The sequence below is a fragment of the Pseudomonas sp. ZY71 genome (assembly GCF_036542145.1).
GTDB classification, from domain to species: domain Bacteria; phylum Pseudomonadota; class Gammaproteobacteria; order Pseudomonadales; family Pseudomonadaceae; genus Aquipseudomonas; species Aquipseudomonas koreensis_A.
The window spans coordinates 6,211,930-6,231,650 of record NZ_CP144274.1; the positions used below are offsets into that span (position 1 = coordinate 6,211,930).

Annotated in this window: 18 protein-coding genes and 1 riboswitch; of the genes, 11 read left to right on the top strand and 7 right to left on the bottom strand. The window is 59.0% G+C overall.

Annotated features, from left to right (window positions below; translation table 11 throughout):
• Positions 1-18 precede the first annotated feature (18 nt).
• The 3 genes from metK (at position 19) to VY732_RS27635 (ending at position 3,595) form a co-directional block, all read left to right on the top strand.
• Positions 19-1,209 (top strand): methionine adenosyltransferase, encoded by a 1,191-nt coding sequence (gene metK, locus VY732_RS27625; RefSeq protein WP_016987231.1) that lies wholly within the window; start codon positions 19-21, stop codon positions 1,207-1,209.
• A gap of 216 nt (positions 1,210-1,425) precedes the next feature.
• Complete coding sequence (gene ligB / locus VY732_RS27630) at positions 1,426-3,102, top strand: NAD-dependent DNA ligase LigB (RefSeq protein ID WP_331692849.1); 1,677 nt, start codon at positions 1,426-1,428, stop codon at positions 3,100-3,102.
• A 97-nt stretch (positions 3,103-3,199) separates the two neighbouring features.
• Positions 3,200-3,595: a DUF1090 domain-containing protein gene (locus VY732_RS27635; protein ID WP_331692851.1), complete on the top strand. Its 396-nt coding sequence runs from the start codon at positions 3,200-3,202 to the stop codon at positions 3,593-3,595.
• A 78-nt stretch (positions 3,596-3,673) separates the two neighbouring features.
• On the opposite strand, the gene VY732_RS27640 is transcribed toward VY732_RS27635, so the two are convergent.
• Complete coding sequence (locus VY732_RS27640; protein WP_116028377.1) at positions 3,674-4,123, bottom strand: c-type cytochrome; 450 nt, start codon at positions 4,121-4,123, stop codon at positions 3,674-3,676.
• A 128-nt stretch (positions 4,124-4,251) separates the two neighbouring features.
• Between VY732_RS27640 and mltA the strand changes: the two genes are divergently transcribed.
• Positions 4,252-5,430 (top strand): murein transglycosylase A, encoded by a 1,179-nt coding sequence (gene mltA, locus VY732_RS27645; RefSeq protein WP_331692854.1) that lies wholly within the window; start codon positions 4,252-4,254, stop codon positions 5,428-5,430.
• 126 nt (positions 5,431-5,556) lie between these two features.
• Here the strand turns inward: mltA and VY732_RS27650 are convergent, their stop codons facing one another.
• Together VY732_RS27650 and VY732_RS27655 are read right to left on the bottom strand one after the other, a co-directional pair.
• Positions 5,557-5,940, bottom strand: coding sequence for an MAPEG family protein (locus VY732_RS27650; RefSeq protein WP_077574861.1), 384 nt, complete (start codon positions 5,938-5,940; stop codon positions 5,557-5,559).
• Between the two features lie 39 nt (positions 5,941-5,979).
• Entirely contained in the window at positions 5,980-6,813 is an 834-nt protein-coding gene (locus tag VY732_RS27655; protein WP_212620862.1) for an EamA family transporter, read from the bottom strand.
• 315 nt (positions 6,814-7,128) lie between these two features.
• Here VY732_RS27655 and VY732_RS27660 point away from each other — a divergent pair, with 315 nt between their 5' ends.
• Together VY732_RS27660 and VY732_RS27665 are read left to right on the top strand one after the other, a co-directional pair.
• Entirely contained in the window at positions 7,129-8,298 is a 1,170-nt protein-coding gene (locus VY732_RS27660) for an MFS transporter (RefSeq protein ID WP_077574863.1), read from the top strand.
• 269 nt (positions 8,299-8,567) lie between these two features.
• Complete coding sequence (locus VY732_RS27665; RefSeq protein ID WP_077574864.1) at positions 8,568-9,833, top strand: cation:proton antiporter; 1,266 nt, start codon at positions 8,568-8,570, stop codon at positions 9,831-9,833.
• Here the strand turns inward: VY732_RS27665 and VY732_RS27670 are convergent, their stop codons facing one another.
• Both VY732_RS27670 and VY732_RS27675 read right to left on the bottom strand, forming a co-directional pair.
• Entirely contained in the window at positions 9,834-10,721 is an 888-nt protein-coding gene (locus VY732_RS27670) for a formate/nitrite transporter family protein (RefSeq protein ID WP_116028381.1), read from the bottom strand. It abuts the gene before it with no gap.
• Between the two features lie 174 nt (positions 10,722-10,895).
• On the bottom strand, positions 10,896-11,303 hold the full coding sequence (locus VY732_RS27675; RefSeq protein WP_016984776.1) for an acyl-CoA thioesterase: 408 nt from the start codon (positions 11,301-11,303) through the stop codon (positions 10,896-10,898).
• A 198-nt stretch (positions 11,304-11,501) separates the two neighbouring features.
• A riboswitch (S-adenosyl-L-homocysteine riboswitch) is annotated at positions 11,502-11,600 on the top strand.
• A gap of 23 nt (positions 11,601-11,623) precedes the next feature.
• Here VY732_RS27675 and ahcY point away from each other — a divergent pair.
• The 4 genes from ahcY (at position 11,624) to VY732_RS27695 (ending at position 17,127) form a co-directional block, all read left to right on the top strand.
• Positions 11,624-13,033: an adenosylhomocysteinase gene (ahcY, locus tag VY732_RS27680; protein WP_007913721.1), complete on the top strand. Its 1,410-nt coding sequence runs from the start codon at positions 11,624-11,626 to the stop codon at positions 13,031-13,033.
• Between the two features lie 156 nt (positions 13,034-13,189).
• Positions 13,190-14,035 carry a methylenetetrahydrofolate reductase [NAD(P)H] gene (gene metF, locus VY732_RS27685; RefSeq protein WP_331692857.1) on the top strand — a complete coding sequence of 282 codons (846 nt, stop codon included), beginning with the start codon at positions 13,190-13,192 and terminating at the stop codon, positions 14,033-14,035.
• Positions 14,036-14,205: 170 nt separating this feature from the next.
• Entirely contained in the window at positions 14,206-15,018 is an 813-nt protein-coding gene (locus VY732_RS27690; RefSeq protein WP_116028383.1) for a substrate-binding periplasmic protein, read from the top strand.
• Between the two features lie 222 nt (positions 15,019-15,240).
• Positions 15,241-17,127 (top strand): DEAD/DEAH box helicase, encoded by a 1,887-nt coding sequence (locus tag VY732_RS27695; RefSeq protein WP_137217425.1) that lies wholly within the window; start codon positions 15,241-15,243, stop codon positions 17,125-17,127.
• Between the two features lie 261 nt (positions 17,128-17,388).
• Here the strand turns inward: VY732_RS27695 and VY732_RS27700 are convergent, their stop codons facing one another.
• The gene (locus VY732_RS27700; protein ID WP_007913714.1) at positions 17,389-17,964 is read right to left on the bottom strand and encodes a YceI family protein; all 576 of its coding nucleotides are present in this window, start codon (positions 17,962-17,964) and stop codon (positions 17,389-17,391) included.
• Positions 17,965-17,995: 31 nt separating this feature from the next.
• The gene (locus VY732_RS27705; RefSeq protein WP_077574882.1) at positions 17,996-18,547 is read right to left on the bottom strand and encodes a cytochrome b; all 552 of its coding nucleotides are present in this window, start codon (positions 18,545-18,547) and stop codon (positions 17,996-17,998) included.
• Between the two features lie 323 nt (positions 18,548-18,870).
• Here VY732_RS27705 and VY732_RS27710 point away from each other — a divergent pair, with 323 nt between their 5' ends.
• A complete protein-coding gene (locus VY732_RS27710) occupies positions 18,871-19,368 on the top strand; it encodes a hypothetical protein (RefSeq protein WP_331692858.1) in 498 nt (165 codons plus the stop codon).
• Positions 19,369-19,721 lie beyond the last annotated feature (353 nt).

Below are 19,721 nucleotides of genomic sequence, written 5' to 3' on the forward strand. Positions count from 1 at the left end.
ATTCAGGAAAACATCGAGATGAGCGAATACTCCCTCTTCACCTCCGAGTCCGTGTCCGAAGGGCATCCGGACAAAATCGCCGACCAGATTTCCGATGCGGTGCTGGACGCCATCATTACCCAGGACAAACACGCACGCGTTGCCGTGGAAACTCTGGTCAAGACTGGCGTGGCCATCGTTGCCGGTGAAGTGACCACCAGCGCCTGGGTCGATCTGGAAGAGATCGTGCGTAACGTGATTCTCGACATCGGCTATAACAGCTCCGACGTCGGCTTCGACGGCGCGACCTGCGGCGTGATGAACATCATTGGCAAGCAATCCCCGGACATCAACCAGGGTGTTGACCGTGCCAAGCCTGAAGATCAGGGCGCCGGCGACCAGGGCCTGATGTTCGGCTACGCCAGCAACGAAACCGACGTTTTGATGCCAGCACCGATTACCTTCTCGCACCAGCTGGTACAGCGCCAGGCCGAAGCCCGTAAATCGGGTCTGCTGCCTTGGCTGCGTCCGGACGCCAAGTCGCAAGTGACTTGCCGTTACGAAGGCGGCAAGGTTGTCGGTATCGACGCTGTAGTTCTGTCGACCCAGCACAACCCTGAAGTGTCGTACAAAGACCTGCGCGAAGGCGTGATGGAGCTGATCGTCAAGCACGTGCTGCCTGCCGAACTGCTGAGCAAAGACACCCAGTTCCACATCAACCCGACCGGCCAGTTCATCATTGGCGGCCCGGTAGGTGACTGCGGTCTGACCGGTCGCAAGATCATCGTCGACAGCTACGGCGGCATGGCCCGTCACGGCGGCGGCGCGTTCTCCGGTAAAGATCCATCGAAGGTTGACCGTTCGGCTGCCTACGCTGGCCGTTACGTTGCCAAGAACATCGTCGCGGCCGGCCTGGCCGAGCGTTGCGAGATCCAGGTTTCCTACGCGATCGGTGTAGCTCAGCCTACGTCGATCTCGTTGAACACCTTCGGCACCGGCAAGATCAGTGATGACAAGATCGTCAAACTGGTGCGTGAAGTGTTCGACCTGCGTCCATACGCAATCACCACCATGCTCGATCTGCTGCACCCGATGTACCAGGAAACTGCAGCGTACGGCCACTTCGGTCGCACGCCAGAGACCAAGACCGTTGGCGAAGACACCTTCACCACGTTCACCTGGGAAAAAACCGACCGCGCCGACGCCCTGCGTTCCGCTGCGGGTCTGTAAGAACTTCCCGGCTGCACAAAAAGCCCCGCACGGTTCGCACCGTGCGGGGCTTTTTCATGCCTTAAATACATCCCTGTGGGAGCGAGCCTGCTCGCGAAGAGGCCGGCGTGCCCGACAAGTGATTCTGAGCAGAAACACCCCGCAAAACACCCCACCGACCGGGCCACATATTGTCTTCTAACCTTCAAGCATTCCCCCTGAGCAAGGACGCTCACGATGCTTGTCACGCTTCGCCTGCTGTCGGTTTTCTTCCTGGCCTGTACGGCCCTCAACGCCCACGCTGACTGCCCGAACTGGCCAGCCACTCATGCAAAAAGCGAAATCACCGCCCTGCAAAAGCAGATCGACCAATGGGACGACGCTTACCACCGCGAAGGCCGCTCACTGATTGCCGACGAACTCTACGACCAATCCCTTGCGCAACTGAACGAGTGGCGAGCGTGTTTCAAAGTGCCCTCGCCACCCGATCCTTTGCGCACAGTTTCAGGCTCAAACGCGCACCCCATCGCCCATACCGGCCTGGATAAACTGCATAAAACCGAGGCCGTGGAAACGTGGCTACGCGATCGCAAGGATGTCTGGGTACAACCCAAAGTCGACGGCGTTGCGGTGACGCTGATTTATCGCGCCGGCGTTTTGCAACAGGTCATCAGTCGCGGTGACGGGGTTCACGGGCAAGACTGGACGCCATCAGCGCAGAAGATCGGCGCCATTCCTCAACGCCTGACACAACCGCTGGATATGCTGGTGCAGGGCGAACTCTATTGGCGCTTGAACGAGCACGTGCAAGCTCGATCCGGCAGCGTTAACGCTCGCTCCACCGTCGCGGGACTGATGGGACGCAAAACCCTGGATGCCGCGCAAGCCGCCGGTATCGGACTGTTCGTCTGGGACTGGCCACAAGGCCCAGCGCAATTGCCCGAGCGAGTCGCCACGTTGGCGACGCTGGGTTTCGCCACGATTGAACCGTACAGTCATCCTGTCGCCGACTTTGCTGCCGCGCAGCAATGGCGCGATCACTGGTATCGCTCACCCCTGCCCTTTGCCACTGACGGCGTGGTACTGCGCCAGAGCCAACGACCACCCGCCGAGCGCTGGCAGGCTCGCGCTCCGTATTGGGCAGTTGCGTGGAAGTATCCTTTTGCTCAAGCGCTGGCCGAAGTGCGCAAGGTCAACTTCAAGATCGGGCGCACCGGGCGTATCACGCCAGTACTCGAACTCAAACCCGTCATGCTCGATGACCGGGAAATCAAACGGGTCAGCGCCAGTTCCTTCAAACGCTGGCAAGATCTGGATATCCGTCCCGGCGACCAAGTGGCAATCAGCCTCGCCGGCCTGACCATTCCACGGCTCGACAGCGTGGTGCTGCGCGCCGCCGAACGCACAGACCTCAACATCCCCAACGCCGACGACTTCCACGCCCTGAGCTGCTGGCAACCGACCCACGGTTGTGAAAGCCAGTTTCTCGCCCGCTTGACCTGGCTCAGCGGTAAAAACGGGCTGGCGATGCAACATGTCGGTCGTGGCACCTGGGAGAAACTTCTCGATACACGCCGCGTGAATAACCTGCTGGATTGGTTGACCCTCGACGCGCCAGAGCTTGCTAACATTGCCGGCTTCGGCGAACGCAGCAGCGAACGCCTGATGAACAGTTTTCACAGCGCGCGCCAACGGCCCTTCGTCCAATGGCTCAAAGCCCTGGGCTTACCACCGACAGGTCAGGCACAACTGCCTGACTCATGGCAGGCGCTGGCACAACGTGACACCGAACAATGGCAGGCCGAAGCCGGTATCGGCCCGGGACGTGCGGCGCAACTGAGCGCATTCTTTCGCGATCCGCAGGTACTGGCTTTGAGCGAAACCTTACATGCCGCCGGAATCGACGGTTTCTGACTACGCAATCCCGGCGCGCCGGGAACCCATCGGTAGCCCAAGCGCTCCAACAGCGCAGTGCCTGACCGACCCGATTGCCTTTGCACATGGAGCTTTTATGAAATTTCTTGCACCGCTCGCCATGCTCACCCTCTGCGGCATGATGGCCGCGCCCGTAATGGCCGACGAAGACGCCCCGGGCCTGACCGGCTGCGCAGCCAAGAAGCAAGGCATCATGAACCAGATCGAACAGGCCAAGTCGCGCGGCAATGCCGATCAGCAGGCCGGCCTGGAAACGGCCTTGCGTGAAGTGACCGAGCATTGCACCGACGCGGGCCTGAAGAAAGAACGCGAAAACAAGGTGCTCGAAGCCAAGCACGAAGTGAGCAAGCGTCAGGCGGATCTCGACAAAGCCATGAAGAAAGGCGACCCGGAAAAGATCAACAAGCGCAAAGACAAACTGGCCGAGTCGCGCAAAGAACTGCAGGATGCGCTGGACGAAATCGATAAGTAAAAATCAAAAGATCGCAGCCTGCGGCAGCTCCTGCATTGATCAGGGTAGGAGCTGCCGCAGGCTGCGATCTTTTAAATATCAATGATCGCGAAACTGTTTATGGCAAGCGCTGCAGGCATCCTCAACTTTCTGCACCGCCGGCCCAAGGTTGCTGGCCTTGTATGGCTGAACCTGACTGGCGATCACCAATTCACCGGTGGCCGCTTCAAGGGTGCGGGCCATTTCCTGAAACTGCGCCTGCTTCTGCCAGACATCGTCCTTGGCGCTGGTGTGATCTTCTTCGCGAACCTGCGGAAAATGCTTCCACGGTTCATGGGACAACGCATCGAGCTTGACCGCGCCTTCGGCGAACTTCGGCCCGTCGAACGGAATGCGTCCACGCAACATGCCGCCCAGGTCTTCGCCGGTCTTGAGCATCTGTTTGAAAATGGCCTTGCGCTGGCCCAGCGGAGAATTCGGATCGACACCGCCACAGGCGGACAAGGTCAGACAGGCCAGCAATACAACAGCAATGCGTTTAAGAGTCATGGTGGCTTCAGGTCACGGAATTCGGCGGCCAGTATCCTCGCGTCACCGCCAAACACCAATAGCCCTATTAAAAATACGGGTTGTTCGAGCGCATGGAGCACTCAGACAACCGGCACAGGAATCACTCCATGAACAGCCGTCTCAAGGCCTGGTTTCACCCGCTCATAGCCACCCTTCCAGTGTTGGCAATTCTCGCCGGCTGCACCGGTGGCGAAACCGCCAAGCCAAAAACCCACGCGCTGGCCACTTATTCCAGCGCCACCTGGGAAGCCTTGCCGGCGGTATCCGATAGCGACCTGGTCGCCGGTTTCGGTTCGTGGCGCAGCGCGTGCACCCGACTCAAGGCAGATGCGGTCTGGAGCACTACCTGCGCAGCAGCGGCCAATGTTCCGCAGAGCGCCTCCGAGATTCGTGCGTTTCTCAAACAGAATCTCGATGTCTACGGCCTACGCGCTGAAAACGACAACCCCAACGGTTTGATCACCGGCTACTACGAGCCGGTCTACCCCGGCAGCCTGACGCCCACCGACGCGGCCAATGTGCCGGTGTATGGCGTACCGGAAGACATGATCATCGTCTCGCTGGACAGTATTTACCCTGAACTGAAAGGCAAGCGTCTGCGCGGTCGCCTCGAAGGTCGCGTGCTCAAGCCTTACGACGATGCAGCCACCATCGAATCCAAAGGCGTGAAAGCCCCCGTGGTTGCCTACCTGACCGATCCGATGAATCTGCAGTTTTTGCAGATCCAGGGTTCCGGGCGAATTCAAACCCAGGACGGCAAACAGTTGCGCATCGCTTACGCCGATCAGAACGGCCATCCGTATCGCCCTATCGGGCGCTGGCTGGTCGAGCAAGGTGAGCTGAAGAAAGAAGACGTGACCATGAACGCGATCAGCAACTGGGCAAAAGCCAACCCTGCGCGCATCCCGGAGCTGCTCGGCAGCAATCCGAGCTATGTGTTCTTCACCCGCAACCCGGACAGCAATGAAGGCCCGCGCGGTTCGCTGAACGTGCCGCTGACTGCCGGCTACAGCGCGGCGGTGGATCGCAATGTGATTCCGTTGGGCAGTCTGTTGTGGCTATCAACCACTAAACCGGATGGCACTGCACTGGTCCGCCCGGTCGCGGCACAGGATACCGGCGGCGCGATTGCCGGCGAAGTTCGCGCGGATCTGTTCTGGGGCACCGGTGATGCGGCCGGGCAACTGGCCGGGGATATGAAACAACAAGGGCAGATCTGGATGCTCTGGCCAAAAGGCGCGGCGTTGCCGCAAGTGCCGCAGGTGGCGGATACAGAGAAGAAGTAAGCCTTGGAATCTGCTGAGGTAATCAGATAGCTATCGCGAGCAGACTCACTCCTACAGGGGAACGCATTCCAAAATGTAGGAGTGAGCCTGCTCGCGATGAGGCCATCAGCAACACCAGTAAAATAATCAGACCGACACAAAGAAGAACGAAGCAATCAGCCCCATCCCCACAAACCAGACCAGTGAACGCAGGATCGCCCAGTCCGCCAGGTAGCAGATGATGTACAGCAGGCGACTGGTAATAAACATCACCGCCAGCACATTGACCGTCACCAACTGCGCGGTTCCCACCAGGTGCGCAACGATCACCGCCGCTGCAAACGCCGGCATCACTTCAAAGCTGTTCAGTTGCGCCGCGTGCGCCCGACGGGCCACACCGTTGAGGCTTTCAAGAAAGTCACGCGGATCGTGGTTGTCACTCAACCGGTAACCGCCCACGGCTTTCGCCACGCCAGTGCAGACATACGGCAGAAAAATCGCAATCAACACACACCACAGAGCCACCGTCATAACGCCGTCCTTTTTTCGAGTTGTAGAATTCGCGGGCCGTTAGAACTTCATCACCAGCATGCCGATCAGTACCAACCCACAGGCTAAGAGCCGCGGACGGCCGAAAGGTTCTTTCAAGTAGCGCATGCCGAACAGCACCACCAGAATCACGCTGATCTCACGCAATGCCGCCGCCTCGGCAATCGAGCCCAATTGCATCGCCCATAGCACCAGAGCGTAGCTGGCCAATACGCAGACGCCCACCGCCAACCCCAGCTTCCATTGCTCACGCCAGAACAACATGAACGCCGGACGCTTGGCGACCCACGCCAGCAACGGAAACGGCCAGGCGCTGAGCAGCGTGACCCAGACCAGGTAATCGAGCGGATGCGACCAGCGCCGCAGTGCCTGGCCATCGATGTAGGTGTAGCAACCGATACACAGGCCGATCAGCGCCACCACCGGCAGCATCGACCACGGCAAATGCTTGCCACCGCCGCCCTGCCACAGCAGACAAATCATACCGAACGGGATCAGCATGATGCCGAAGATTTGCTGCGTGGTGAGCACTTCACCGGCGAAGATCAGGGTCAGCGCCAGCACTACCAGCGGCGACAAACCACGCATCAGTGGATAGACCAACCCGAGATCGCCGACCCGATACGCCTGAATCAGCAGGTAGCGATACAGCAATTCAAACGCTGCCGACGCCAGAATCCACGGCCAGATTTCCATGGGCGGCAAGCTCACGAATGGCAACGCGATAGCGACGACCAGCAGCGCCACGGTGTCCATGCACGCCACCACCAGCAACCGCTCGGCGCTGAACTTGATTAACGTATTCCACGTCGCATGCAACAGCGCCGCCATCAATACCAACCCCGTCGCCAGCACGTCTTACCCCTTATTTTTATGAGTCCCCATGTAGAAGCTGCCGCAGGCTGCGATCTTTTGATTTTTAACAGCAAGATCAAAAGATCGTCCGAACGCGGCCCGAGCCTGCGGCAGCTCCTACAGTGAATCGTCGAATAGTCAGATTATTGATTCGCGATGTGTCAGCAGCTGTTTATACTGCAAGTGACCACGCCGCACTCAGTTGCGCACAGAAAAACACCAATAATTCCTGCCTGCACCGCCCTCCATAGAGAGCGGTCGTCGGCCTGCGTATGCCTGATCAAAGCGTCAAGACTACCGACAGAGACCTTGCGCATGCCACTCGCCTTGCTTGCCCTCGCTGTTGCCGCGTTCGGCATCGGCACCACTGAATTCGTCATCATGGGCCTGCTGCCCGATGTTGCCCGCGATCTTTCTGTGAGCATTCCCCACGCGGGTTTGTTGATTACCGGTTACGCGCTGGGCGTGGTGTTCGGCGCACCGATCCTGGCGATCGGCACCGCGAACATGCCGCGCAAAGCGACCTTGTTGGGGATGACGCTGATGTTCATCCTCGGCAACGTGCTATGTGCACTGGCGCCGAACTACGCGACGCTGATGGCCGCCCGCGTGGTCACGGCGCTGTGTCACGGAGCATTTTTCGGAATCGGTTCGGTAGTTGCCGCCGGACTGGTCGCGCCGAACAAACGCGCGCAGGCGATTGCGATGATGTTCACCGGCCTGACCTTGGCCAATGTTCTCGGCGTGCCGCTGGGAACAGCGTTGGGTCAGTACGCCGGTTGGCGCTCGACCTTCTGGGCGGTCTCGGTGATTGGTGTGATCGCCGCTCTCGCGCAGTGGTTGTGGTTGCCGAAACACATCCCCATGGACAAGGCCAACCTCGCCAGCGAGTTCAAAGTGCTGGGTAAGGTCAACGTGCTGCTGGCGCTGGGCATGAGTGTTTTGGCGTCGACCAGCCTGTTCAGCGTTTTCACTTATATCGCGCCGATCCTGCAAGACATCACCGGCGTCAGCCCACACGGGGTAACGGTGATGCTGCTGTTGTTCGGCGTCGGCCTGACCGGCGGCAGCATGCTCGGCGGACGTCTGGCCGATAGCCGTTTGTTGCCGTCGCTGGTCGGTGTGGCCTTGGCCGTGGTGGTGATTCTGGCAGCGTTCAGCCAGACCAGTCACTCGGTGGTGCCGGCGGCGATCACGCTGGTGCTGTGGGGGATTTTTGCCTTTGCGCTGTGCCCGATTCTGCAACTGCTGATCATCGATCAGGCCCATGAAGCGCCGAACCTCGGCTCGACCTTGAATCAAAGCGCTTTCAACCTCGGTAATGCGGCGGGTGCGTGGATCGGCGGGCTGGTAGTTGCCAGTGGCGCGGATCTGGCGGACTTGCCGTGGACCGGTGCGCTGGTCGGTGTGTTGACGGTGCTGACGGCGCTTTTGTTTATTTATCTGCAACGTCGTGAGGCGGCTGCGGTCAATGTGTCCGGCTAGCCCTCACCCTAACCCTCTCCCAGAGGGAGAGGGGACTGACCGTGTTGAATGTTCGAGTTACATCGACCTGAAATTTCGAGCCGAACTCAGCCCCTGAAAGACTTGAAGATCTGCCCCCTTTCCCCCTCTCCCTAAGGGAGAGGGCTGGGGTGAGGGGGCTCTTGATCTCATCACACCATCAACTGTGTCCCGATCCTGACTCAACCCATCAAACCCCTGCGCCAAAGATTCGGTGCGCTATCTTCCACACCTCATCCAAAGGACCCCGGATGCTTGAACTTGTCGCCGCTTTCATCTGCCTCACCACCCTCCTGACCTTCGTCAACTTCCGTTTCATCGGTCTGCCGCCGACCATCGGCGTGATGGTTACCGCACTGTTGTTCTCGCTGATCCTGCAAGGCCTGAGCGTGCTCGGCTACCCCGGTCTCGAAGAACGCGTGCAGCAACTGATCGGTCAGATCGACTTCGGCGATCTGCTGATGAACTGGATGCTGTCGTTCCTGCTGTTCGCCGGCGCCTTGCACGTCAACCTGAATGACTTGCGCAGCTACCGCTGGCCCATCGGCCTGTTGGCGACTTTCGGCGTGTTGATTGCCACGGCGGTGATCGGCAGCCTCGCCTATTACATTTTTGCCCTGTTCGGCTGGCACGTGAGCTTCTTGTATTGCCTGCTGTTCGGCGCGCTGATTTCGCCAACCGACCCGATCGCGGTGCTCGGCGTGCTGCGTACCGCCAACGCCTCGAAGCCGCTGAAAACCACCATCGTTGGCGAATCGCTGTTCAACGACGGCACAGCTGTTGTGGTGTTCACAGTATTGTTGGGCATCGCCCAACTCGGCGAAACCCCGACCGTCAGCGCCACCGCCATGTTGTTCGTTCATGAAGCCATCGGCGGTGTGCTGTTCGGCGGGCTGATCGGTTATCTGGTCTATCGAATGATCAAGAGCGTCGAGCAGCATCAGATCACCGTGATGCTGACGCTGGCGCTGGTCATTGGCGGTTCGGCGATGGCCACGGAGATTCACGTTTCCGCGCCGATCGCGATGGTGGTGGCCGGTCTGATCATCGGCAACCTCGGGCGCAATCTGGCGATGAACGACATGACCCGCCGCTATCTCGACGGTTTCTGGGAATTGCTCGATGACATGCTCAACGCGTTGCTGTTCGCGCTGATCGGCATGGAGCTGTTGCTGCTGCCGTTCAACTGGCTGCACGTGGCGGCGGCGAGTGTATTGGCGGTAGCCATTCTGCTCTCGCGCCTGCTCACGGTGGCCCCGGCGATTCTGCTGCTGCGCCGCTGGCGGACAGTGCCCGCCGGCACGATCCGGATTCTGACCTGGGGCGGTTTGCGCGGCGGTGTCTCGGTGGCACTGGCGCTGGCCCTGCCGCTGGGCCCGGAGCGTGATCTGTTGCTGAGCATCACTTACATTGTGGTGCTGTCGTCGATCCTGTTGCAGGGGCTGACCATCGGCAAACTGGTCAAGCACGCGACGCGCAACGAGCCCGCGACCACCAGCGAACCTGCTCACCACTGATCATTTTTTGATCTCCTGCGGATCCGGTTTCTCGGCCTGATCCGCAGACTCCTTCGGCGCCCCGCTCTCGCTTCGAATCTGCGCATGGCTGATCAGCGCAAAGATAAAGCTGCCACCAATGATGTTGCCCGCCAGCGTCGGCCCCGCGAAGACCATCCAGAAATCACTCCACGGCAACTCACCGGCAAACACCAGATACGACACCTCCGCCGAACCCACCACGATGTGGGTGAAATCGCCGAGCGCCATCAAATAGGTGATGAGGATGATGATCCACATCTTCGCGCTCTCCATGGACGGGATCATCCAGACCATGGTGGCAATCATCCAGCCGGAAACGATGCCTTTGGCGAACATCTGGCTGGCATGGTTCTCCATGACCTTGCGGCCTATTTCGAGGAAGGCATGATCCGTCTTGCTGTCGAAGATCGGCAGTTCGAGCATCACGTACGCGACCAGAATCGTGCCACACAGGTTGCCAACGAGCACCACCGTCCACAGGCGGATCAGCCGTCCGAAGTTTTGCAGGGTCGGCTTGGTCATGACCGGCAGCACTGCCGTCAGGGTGTTTTCGGTGAACAGTTGCTGGCGGGCGAGGATCACCGCGAGGAACCCGGCGCAGTAACCGAAACTGGCGATCACTTTGAATTCATCACCGTCGGGCAGGCGCGAATTGAGCAGGCCCATGCCCATCAGCGACAGGCCCATGGTCAGCCCGGCCGCGAGCGCCGACCACCAGAGTGCGGCGATACTGCGCTCCAGCTCCTGATCGCCCTGAGAGCGGATGATTTCGTGCAGAACGGCCGCACGGGGCGGCTGGTTTTTCTCGACTTCGTGCTGCTCTTTGGCCGAGAGGTCGGGGGTTTTGCCGTCAGTGGGGGTGGTCATGGCGTGGGAACCGTGGGGGTGGTGTTTACCTACGACCCCGGCGGTTCATGGCTGTTCAGTGGGCAGATGATTCTTCGCTGACTTTGAAACCGTCATCGCGAGCAGGCTCACTCCTACATGGACTGCGCTGTACCTGTAGGAGTGAGCCTGCTCGCGATGAAGCCGACGCTGATGTCACTTGGTAACTAACTCATCTTCCTGAAACTGGTCTTTCACATATTTGATTTCAGTGCGCCCATGCGGTGCCGGCAAACCGTCTTCACCGAGGTTTACAAACACCATCTTCTCAACAGTGAGAATGCTCTTGCGGGTGATCTTGTTGCGCACTTCGCAGGTCAGGGTGATCGAGGTGCGGCCGAACTCGGTGGCGGTGATGCCCAGTTCGATGATGTCGCCCTGGCGCGAGGCGCTGACGAAGTTGATTTCGGAAATGTACTTGGTCACCACGCGCTGATTGCCCAACTGGACGATCGCGTAAATCGCCGCTTCTTCGTCGATCCAGCGCAACAGGCTGCCACCGAACAGAGTGCCGTTGGGGTTGAGGTCTTCGGGTTTTACCCATTTGCGGGTGTGGAAATTCATCTTCACTCCTGAGTGTCTTGCCGAACGATGGACGGTATCTTGGCAGACTGAGCGGTCAGGCTCCATGCGGCTTCGACTATGGTCGTCATTAACGATCTTCATCTGGCCGACAGAAACCCTTTGGAAGATCAGTCTAGACGGCTATAATCGCCCCCGTTTCAAAACGGTAACGTTCACTTGCTACCGTTTTCCCGCCACCTGTCCGAGGGGCGCTGCAGCAGGTTCAACCTGTCAGGCTCGGATGGGGCGTTGACTGGCTCAGGCCAGACACTAAACGCACAACGGCGCCCATTCGCATACATTACGAATGGAGGCTCTTCATGAGCGCTGTTATCACGCCTGCAGATTTTAACGATTACAAAGTTGCCGACATGTCCCTGGCGGCCTGGGGCCGTCGCGAAACCATCATCGCCGAATCGGAAATGCCGGCTCTGATGGGTCTGCGTCGCAAGTACTCCGGCGAACAGCCGTTGAAAGGCGCCAAGATCCTCGGCTGCATCCACATGACCATTCAGACTGCCGTGCTGATCGAAACCCTGGTTGCCCTGGGTGCCGAAGTACGCTGGTCGTCCTGCAACATTTTCTCGACTCAGGATCAGGCTGCTGCCGCTATCGCTGCTGCCGGTATCCCGGTTTTCGCCTGGAAAGGCGAAACTGAAGAAGAGTACGAGTGGTGCCTGGAGCAGACCATCCTGAAGGATGGCCAGCCATGGGACGCCAACATGATCCTCGACGACGGCGGCGACCTGACTCAGCTGCTGCACGACAAGTACCCACAAGTACTGGATCGCGTTCACGGCGTGACCGAAGAAACCACCACCGGCGTACACCGTCTGCTGGACATGCTGGCCAAGGGCGAGCTGAAAATCCCGGCCATCAACGTCAACGACTCGGTGACCAAGTCCAAGAACGACAACAAGTACGGCTGCCGTCACAGCCTGAACGACGCGATCAAGCGCGGCACCGACCACCTGCTGTCCGGCAAGCAAGCGCTGGTCATCGGTTACGGTGACGTGGGCAAGGGCTCCGCTCAGTCGCTGCGTCAGGAAGGCATGATCGTTAAGGTTTCCGAAGTTGACCCGATCTGCGCCATGCAAGCGTGCATGGACGGTTTCGAACTGGTTTCGCCGTTCATCGACGGCATCAACAACGGCACCGAAGCAAGCATCGACAAAGCGTTGCTGGGCAAGATCGACCTGATCGTGACCACCACTGGTAACGTCAATGTTTGCGACGCGAACATGCTCAAAGCCCTGAAGAAGCGCGCTGTTGTCTGCAACATCGGTCACTTCGACAACGAAATCGACACCGCTTTCATGCGCAAGAACTGGGCATGGGAAGAAGTGAAGCCACAGGTACACAAGATCCACCGTACCGGCCCGGGCGCTTTCGACGCGCAGAACGACGACTACCTGATCCTGCTGGCCGAAGGCCGTCTGGTAAACCTGGGCAACGCCACTGGCCACCCAAGCCGCATCATGGACGGTTCGTTCGCCAACCAGGTACTGGCGCAGATCTTCCTGTTCGGCCAGAAGTACGCCGACCTGTCGCCAGCGCAGAAAGCCGAGCGCCTGACTGTTGAAGTACTGCCGAAGAAACTCGACGAAGAAGTGGCCCTGGAAATGGTTCGCGGCTTCGGCGGCGTGGTCACTCAACTGACCAAGCAACAGGCTGACTACATCGGCGTGACCGTCGAAGGCCCGTTCAAGCCGCACGCTTACCGCTACTAACAGGCGCTTGCTCGCTCTCCCTGTGGGAGCGAGGCTGCTCGCGAAGGCGTCTCAACATTCAACATCCGTGTTGTCTGACCCAGCGCTTTCGCGAGCAGGCTCGCTCCCACACGGGATTGCAGCGCCTCGAAGGTTCTTGTTTCCAAGGGTATGACCATGTCCCAAGACCGTCGCTACAGCTTCGAGTTCTTCCCGACCAAGACCGATGCTGGGCATGAAAAACTGCTCGCCACTGCCCGTCAGCTGGCCACTTACAATCCCGACTTCTTTTCCTGCACCTATGGCGCTGGTGGTTCGACCCGTGATCGCACCCTCAACACCGTTCTGCAACTGGAAAGCGAAGTCAAAATCCCGGCCGCTCCGCACCTGTCGTGCGTCGGCGACAGCAAGGACGACCTGCGCGGCCTGCTGAACGAGTACAGGGCCGCCGGCATCAAGCGCATCGTCGCCCTGCGCGGTGACCTGCCGTCCGGCATGGGCATGACCAGCGGTGAGCTGCGTCACGCCAATGAACTGGTGGAATTCATTCGTGAAGAAACCGGTGATCATTTCCACATCGAAGTTGCCGCTTACCCGGAGATGCATCCGCAAGCACGCAACTACGAAGACGATCTGGCCAATTTCATCCGCAAGGCCCGTGCCGGCGCCGACAGCGCGATCACCCAGTACTTCTTCAACGCCGACAGCTACTTCTACTTCGTCGACCGTTTGCAGGCGCAGGGTGTCGATCTGCCGATCGTGCCGGGGATCATGCCGATCACCAACTACAGCAAACTCGCGCGCTTCTCCGATGCCTGCGGTGCGGAAATCCCGCGCTGGATTCGCAAGCAACTGGAAGCCTACGGCGATGACACGCAAAGCATTCAGCGCTTTGGTGAGCAAGTCGTCAGCGAGATGTGCGAGCGCCTGTTGCAGGGCGGCGCACCGGGGCTGCACTTCTATTCCATGAACCAGGCTGAGCCTAGTCTGGCGATCTGGAATAACCTGAAGTTGCCGCGTTGAAGCAGCTACAAGCTTCAAGCTGAAAGCGACAAGCAAGATCAAAAGATCGCAGCCTTCGGCAGCTCCTACAAGGGTTGTTGAGGCTGCGATTTTTTGCGTTTAAAGGCCCGAAACAGAGCTTGTGCAGGCACTTTCTGGCTCTTTCGCGTTTCTCGTCGTAATCTCAAGCCATGCCTTTGATCACGCAGTTATTCGCCGTGCTGGTTTTTGCTTGCCTGAGCTTCGCCGCTCGAGGCGAAAAGCTGCGTATTGTCACCGAGCCATGGGCGCCTTATGTGTATGAGGAAGGCGGCAAGAACCTCGGGCTGGACTATGAAACCACGGCCATCGTCTTCAAGCGTCTGGGCATTGAAGTCGAATGGCAATTCCTGCCGTGGAAGCGCTGCCTGTCGATGCTTGAGACCGGTCAGGCCGACGGCGCGCTGGATATCTTTCACAGCGACGAGCGCGACGCCACCCTGCTCTACCCGAGCGAACCGCTGTCGGACGTCGAGTTCGTGATGTTCTACGCCAATGACCGGCCGCACCCGTTCAGCAAACTGGAAGAGCTCAAAGGCCTGACCATCGGCACTTCGCCGGGTTATCTGTACAGCCCCGATTTCCGCGAATCAACGTTGTTTAGCCGTGAACCGGCACCGACCCACGAAGCCAACTTCGGCAAACTGGTGCGCGGTCGCATAGACTTGCTGATTACTGATCGCCGCGTTGGCCAGCACTTGCTCGATGAGCTGAATATTCGCGATCAAATCACTGAAAACCCTACCGTCATTAGCCGTCAAAGCCAGTTTCTCGCGGTTCGGCGCAATGCCGGCATGGATTTGCTGGTGCAGCGGTTTGGCGCCGAACTCAAGCGCTTCAAGCGCGAACCGGCCTACGCCGAGCTGAGCGCACGCTACGGCGCTGCGCCCGCCGGCAGCCCTTCACTGAACTCAGTCACGGCCAACCGCAAAACCGTTGAGCAGCAGGAAAGCAGCGCGCAGTGATTGCTCTGTTATACTCCGGCGTTCCCGCCAGGCTCACGCCCGGACGCCCGGAACCGTAACAGGCCTCTCGACCCGCTACAGCGCAGCTTTGCAGCCCGCGCGAGCGCTCCAGACGTGCCTTCGGAACCGCAGCAGGACCGGACGGGATTGCGTCCTCTTAAACGCCATTCGCGCCAGGCAAGACTCCCATTGGGCCAAGCCCTAACTAAAACAGGATTACTCATGTCCTTTGCTTCCCTCGGTCTCTCCGAGGCTTTAGTCCGCGCCATCGAAGATGCGGGCTATACCGAGCCTACTCCGGTGCAACAGCGGGCCATTCCCGCCGTGTTGCAAGGTCGCGACCTGATGGTTGCGGCACAGACAGGTACCGGTAAAACCGGCGGTTTCGCCCTTCCGATCCTGGAGCGGTTGTTCCCCAATGGTCACCCGGACAAATCCCAGCGTCATGGCCCGCGCCAACCGCGCGTACTGGTCCTGACCCCGACCCGCGAACTCGCGGCCCAGGTTCACGAGAGCTTCAAGATCTACGCCCGTGACCTGAAATTCGTCAGCGCCTGCATCTTCGGCGGCGTCGGCATGAACCCACAGGTTCAGGCCATGTCCCGTGGCGTCGACGTGCTCGTCGCCTGCCCGGGTCGTTTGCTCGACCTCTGCGGCCAGGGCAGCGTTGACCTGTCCCACGTGGAAATCCTCGTCCTCGACGAAGCCGACCGCATGCTCGACATGGGTTTTGTGCACGACGTGAAGAAAGTCCTCGCGCGCCTGCCGTCCAAGCGTCAGAACCTGCTGTTCTCGGCAACCTTCTCCAAAGACATCACCGACCTCGCCGGCAAGCTGCTGCACAACCCGGAACGCATCGAAGTGACGCCGCCGAACACCACGGTCGAGCGCATCGAACAACGCGTCTTCCGTCTGCCGGCCAGCCACAAGCGTGCACTGCTGGCGCACCTGATCACCGCCGGCGCGTGGGAACAGGTGCTGGTGTTCACCCGTACCAAGCACGGCGCCAACCGTCTGGCCGAGTACCTGGACAAACACGGCCTGCCGGCGGTGGCGATCCACGGTAACAAGAGCCAGAACGCGCGCACCAAAGCGCTGGCCGACTTCAAGGCCAACCAGGTACGCATCCTGGTCGCGACCGACATCGCCGCACGCGGTCTGGACATCGATCAGTTGCCACACGTGGTCAACTTCGAACTGCCGAACGTCGATGAAGATTACGTTCACCGTATCGGCCGTACCGGCCGTGCCGGTCGTTCGGGCGAGGCGATTTCGCTGGTTGCCCCGGACGAAGAAAAACTGCTGAAAAGTATCGAACGCATGACCAAGCAGAAAATCGCCGACGGCGACCTGATGGGCTTCGATTCGAGCACCATTGAAGCCGAGAAGCCGGAAGTGCGTGAGCGTCCGGACGTGCGTAACCCGCGCAATCCACGTGGCCCACGCGGCGACGGGCCGAATGGCGGCGGCGGTGGCGGCGGTCGTAAAGACAAAGGCAAGGACAAGGGCAAAGAGAAGCCGGCCGGTGAACGTGGCGAGCGCCCTGCCCGTCAGCAGAAGCCGCGCGAAGGCACTCCAGCCCGCGAACAGCGCCCGAGCCAACCGCCACGTGCGGCGGCTGATCGTGCACCGGACGAGTTCCTCGACGACGATGTGGATAACTTCGGTAACCGCGTTGACTACGTGCCCAAGCCTGCCCCGGCTGGCGGTCGCGGCCGTCGTCCAGGCGCACCGGCTCAAGGTGCTGGCGCAGGTTCGGGCGCACCACGCGGCGGTCAGTCGCAGGGTCGTCAGAACGGTCCGCGCAACAGCAACGGCTCGAGCACCGGCACTCCGCCAGCCAAACGCAGCGGCGGCCCGCGCAACGGCGCACCGCGTGATGGTCAGTCGAGTCGTCGCGACGACTCCGCCTCGTCCTCGCGCAACCGCCGTCCGGCCCGTGACGATCAGCCTCGTAGCGAGCCAGCCGTGCAGAACCCGCGCAGCAACGGCCCGAAGATCATGCACAAAGAGTCGAAGGCAGACCGCTTCCCGACGCCTGAGCAGCTCGATCAACTGCCAAGCCGCCCGCGTGGCGAAAAACCAGCGCTGCTGACCCGCAATCGCTGATTTGACGCTGCAATGAAAAATGCCCCGACTCGCAAGAGCCGGGGCATTTTTTATCGCGCCAAAAATACCCCTGAATCACCGCATATCCCCTGTGGGAGCGAGCCTGCTCGCGAAAGCGGTCATTCAGCCAACATCATTGCTGACTGACCCGCCGCCTTCGCGAGCAGGCTCGCTCCCACAAGGGATGTGTGTGTGTCGCAGGCAATAAAAAACGCCCCCGGCCTTTCGACCGGGGGCGTTTTTGTGTGTCGGGTGCGAAAGTTATTTAACTTTCACGCCTTCCAGCGAGATGTCCAGATCCGCGGTTTGCGAGGTAGGACCTGGGCCCTTGATCCCGAAATCGTTCAGGTTCAGGGTGGTCTTGGCGTTGAAGCCAGCACGCTCGCCGCCCCATGGATCCTTGCCTTCGCCGTTGAATGTGGCTTTGAAGGTTACAGGCTTGGTCACGCCGTGCAGGGTCAGGTCGCCAGTCACGTCAGCAGTTTTTTCACCGGTCGATTTAACGGCGGTGGAGACGAACTTGGCATCAGCAAACTTGCCCACGTCGAGGAAGTCTTTGCTGGCGATGTGCTTGTCACGTTCAGCGTGGTTCGACCACAGGCTGGCGGTTTTCACATCAACCGAGATCTTGCTGGCTTCAGGCTTGGCCGAATCCCACGAGAACGTACCGTCGAAGTCTTTGAAAGTACCGTGGATGAAGCTGTAACCCAAGTGGCTGATTTTCCAGTCAACGAAGGCGTGCTGACCTTCCTTGTCGATTTTGTAGTCCGCTGCCATGGCCTGGGCCGAGAGCAGTGCAGAACCGATTGCCAGAGCGGCCAGAGTCTTTTTCAACATGCTTTCTTTTCCTTTGAGTCGAGGTTGAATTTCAGGCTTTGCGACCGAGCATTCGCGTCAGGGTCGCATCACGATCGATAAAGTGGTGCTTCAATGCTGCCAACGCATGGAGACCGGAAAAAATTACCAGTGCCCACGCCAGCCAGAGATGAATCACCCCAGCGGTATCTGCCTGATCCGGTAGCCCGGAAACCAGTGCAGGAACTTCAAACAGGCCAAACACCGGGATCCCGACACCGTCTGCGGTGGAAATCAGGTAACCGGCAAGCATCACAGCGAACAGCGCCAGATACAGAAACCCGTGGCCGAACTTGGCGCCGATACGGGTCATGCGACTGTAGCTTTGCAGCGTCGGCGGCGGCGGGCTGATAAAGCGCCACAGCACCCGCAACACCATCACACCCAGCAGCACCAGTCCGATGCTCTTGTGCAGATCCGGCGCCTCTTTGCGCCAGCTGCTGTAGTAATCCAGCCCGACCATCCACAGACCCAACGCGAACAGCCCGAAGACCACCAGCGCCACGCCCCAGTGCATGAAGATGCTGACCCAACCATAGCGCGAAGAAGAGTTACGTAGCTGCATTGCCCAAATCCTGTGAGAACTGCGAACCAAGACTAGCGAGTTATCTATCGAATTAAAGCGGAAAATTTCGCTTTGAAATATCGAGAAATACGATCAAGAGTCTGGAAGTGGCGTGTTAAGGAAAGATTAAAGGCGATTTGTCCGCACAGCGCTCGGGCCATGCTGCTCGATTCTCGCGGGCTGATCCGACGCTCCCTGGAACGGGTGGCGATCACGGGAAGGTCGTCGCCAGAGAAATTCCCAATCGATAACTATGTATCGCTGGTTGTACGTCTGCACCTGATCAAATGATGACTCAATCATTCTTTGAAAAGGTCAACAACATGGCTCTTCGTTACAGCCCCTTTCAAGCAAGTGGTACCTCCGAGTTACCGCCAAACCAGACCCTGAGCCCAGGCCAATATCTGCAATCCGAAAACGGTAGATTTCGCCTTATATTGCAGGGCGATGGAAATCTTGTGATCAATGACGGTGAAACGGTATTGTGGATTGCCGATAGCAATCAGCCTTACAGTTTAACTTTGCATCCAAAAAAGATGCGTGAGCCACTGCAGTTTGTCATCAGCAATAACGGTTTTCTCTACGACCCTTCCCGACGGCGCCTATGGATTGCTGAAAGCACTCACAGCCTCGACAAATCGCTCTGGTACAACACGTACATGACGCTCCAGGACGATGGCAACCTGGTCATCTACGATCAGCGCAACGGGAATCTGCGCTGGGCCCGCTTCGGATTTGTACCCGGACGAATTCGAAAACCCAAGCAAAGATGGCTCAGGAAGTTGCCGAACGGCACGGAGTTCTTCAAATGGGACTTTTAACAGGCCCGAATGTTTGTGATTGATTAGTTTTTGAAAACTGCTGGCGGCTGTAAACAATCAGCACTATAGGGATCTATCTTGCATTGATGAGCAAGTTCAGCGCCGTAACCCCCAGGAAAGAAACGCCCATTGGCACAACCAGAAAGTGTCATCAACAGAAGTATTGCCATTAGCCTTTTCATCAAGCGCCTCCAATTTTTTCAAGCATAAAGTTGGAGATCAGGCACCCGCTATCGTTTTGTTCTGATTGTTTTGTGGGAAGTGTCCTGCGCAAAGGTAAGCCTTGAGACTGCACCGGCAAGGATTGAAGTGCGCGCTTTTGGCAAAAAAAAACGCGGCCCGTGGTATGGCCG

Coding starts and splice junctions, on each gene's coding strand:
- VY732_RS27675 (WP_016984776.1), bottom strand. CDS start 11,303: ATGAATTTCCACACCCGCAAATGGGTAAAACCCGAAGACCTCAACCCC.
- metF (WP_331692857.1), top strand. CDS start 13,190: ATGTCCCAAGACCGTCGCTACAGCTTCGAGTTCTTCCCGACCAAGACC.
- VY732_RS27640 (WP_116028377.1), bottom strand. CDS start 4,123: ATGACTCTTAAACGCATTGCTGTTGTATTGCTGGCCTGTCTGACCTTG.
- ligB (WP_331692849.1), top strand. CDS start 1,426: ATGCTTGTCACGCTTCGCCTGCTGTCGGTTTTCTTCCTGGCCTGTACG.
- VY732_RS27670 (WP_116028381.1), bottom strand. CDS start 10,721: ATGACCACCCCCACTGACGGCAAAACCCCCGACCTCTCGGCCAAAGAG.
- VY732_RS27710 (WP_331692858.1), top strand. CDS start 18,871: ATGGCTCTTCGTTACAGCCCCTTTCAAGCAAGTGGTACCTCCGAGTTA.
- metK (WP_016987231.1), top strand. CDS start 19: ATGAGCGAATACTCCCTCTTCACCTCCGAGTCCGTGTCCGAAGGGCAT.
- VY732_RS27660 (WP_077574863.1), top strand. CDS start 7,129: ATGCCACTCGCCTTGCTTGCCCTCGCTGTTGCCGCGTTCGGCATCGGC.
- VY732_RS27650 (WP_077574861.1), bottom strand. CDS start 5,940: ATGACGGTGGCTCTGTGGTGTGTGTTGATTGCGATTTTTCTGCCGTAT.
- VY732_RS27705 (WP_077574882.1), bottom strand. CDS start 18,547: ATGCAGCTACGTAACTCTTCTTCGCGCTATGGTTGGGTCAGCATCTTC.
- VY732_RS27635 (WP_331692851.1), top strand. CDS start 3,200: ATGAAATTTCTTGCACCGCTCGCCATGCTCACCCTCTGCGGCATGATG.
- VY732_RS27665 (WP_077574864.1), top strand. CDS start 8,568: ATGCTTGAACTTGTCGCCGCTTTCATCTGCCTCACCACCCTCCTGACC.
- mltA (WP_331692854.1), top strand. CDS start 4,252: ATGAACAGCCGTCTCAAGGCCTGGTTTCACCCGCTCATAGCCACCCTT.
- VY732_RS27700 (WP_007913714.1), bottom strand. CDS start 17,964: ATGTTGAAAAAGACTCTGGCCGCTCTGGCAATCGGTTCTGCACTGCTC.
- ahcY (WP_007913721.1), top strand. CDS start 11,624: ATGAGCGCTGTTATCACGCCTGCAGATTTTAACGATTACAAAGTTGCC.
- VY732_RS27690 (WP_116028383.1), top strand. CDS start 14,206: ATGCCTTTGATCACGCAGTTATTCGCCGTGCTGGTTTTTGCTTGCCTG.
- VY732_RS27695 (WP_137217425.1), top strand. CDS start 15,241: ATGTCCTTTGCTTCCCTCGGTCTCTCCGAGGCTTTAGTCCGCGCCATC.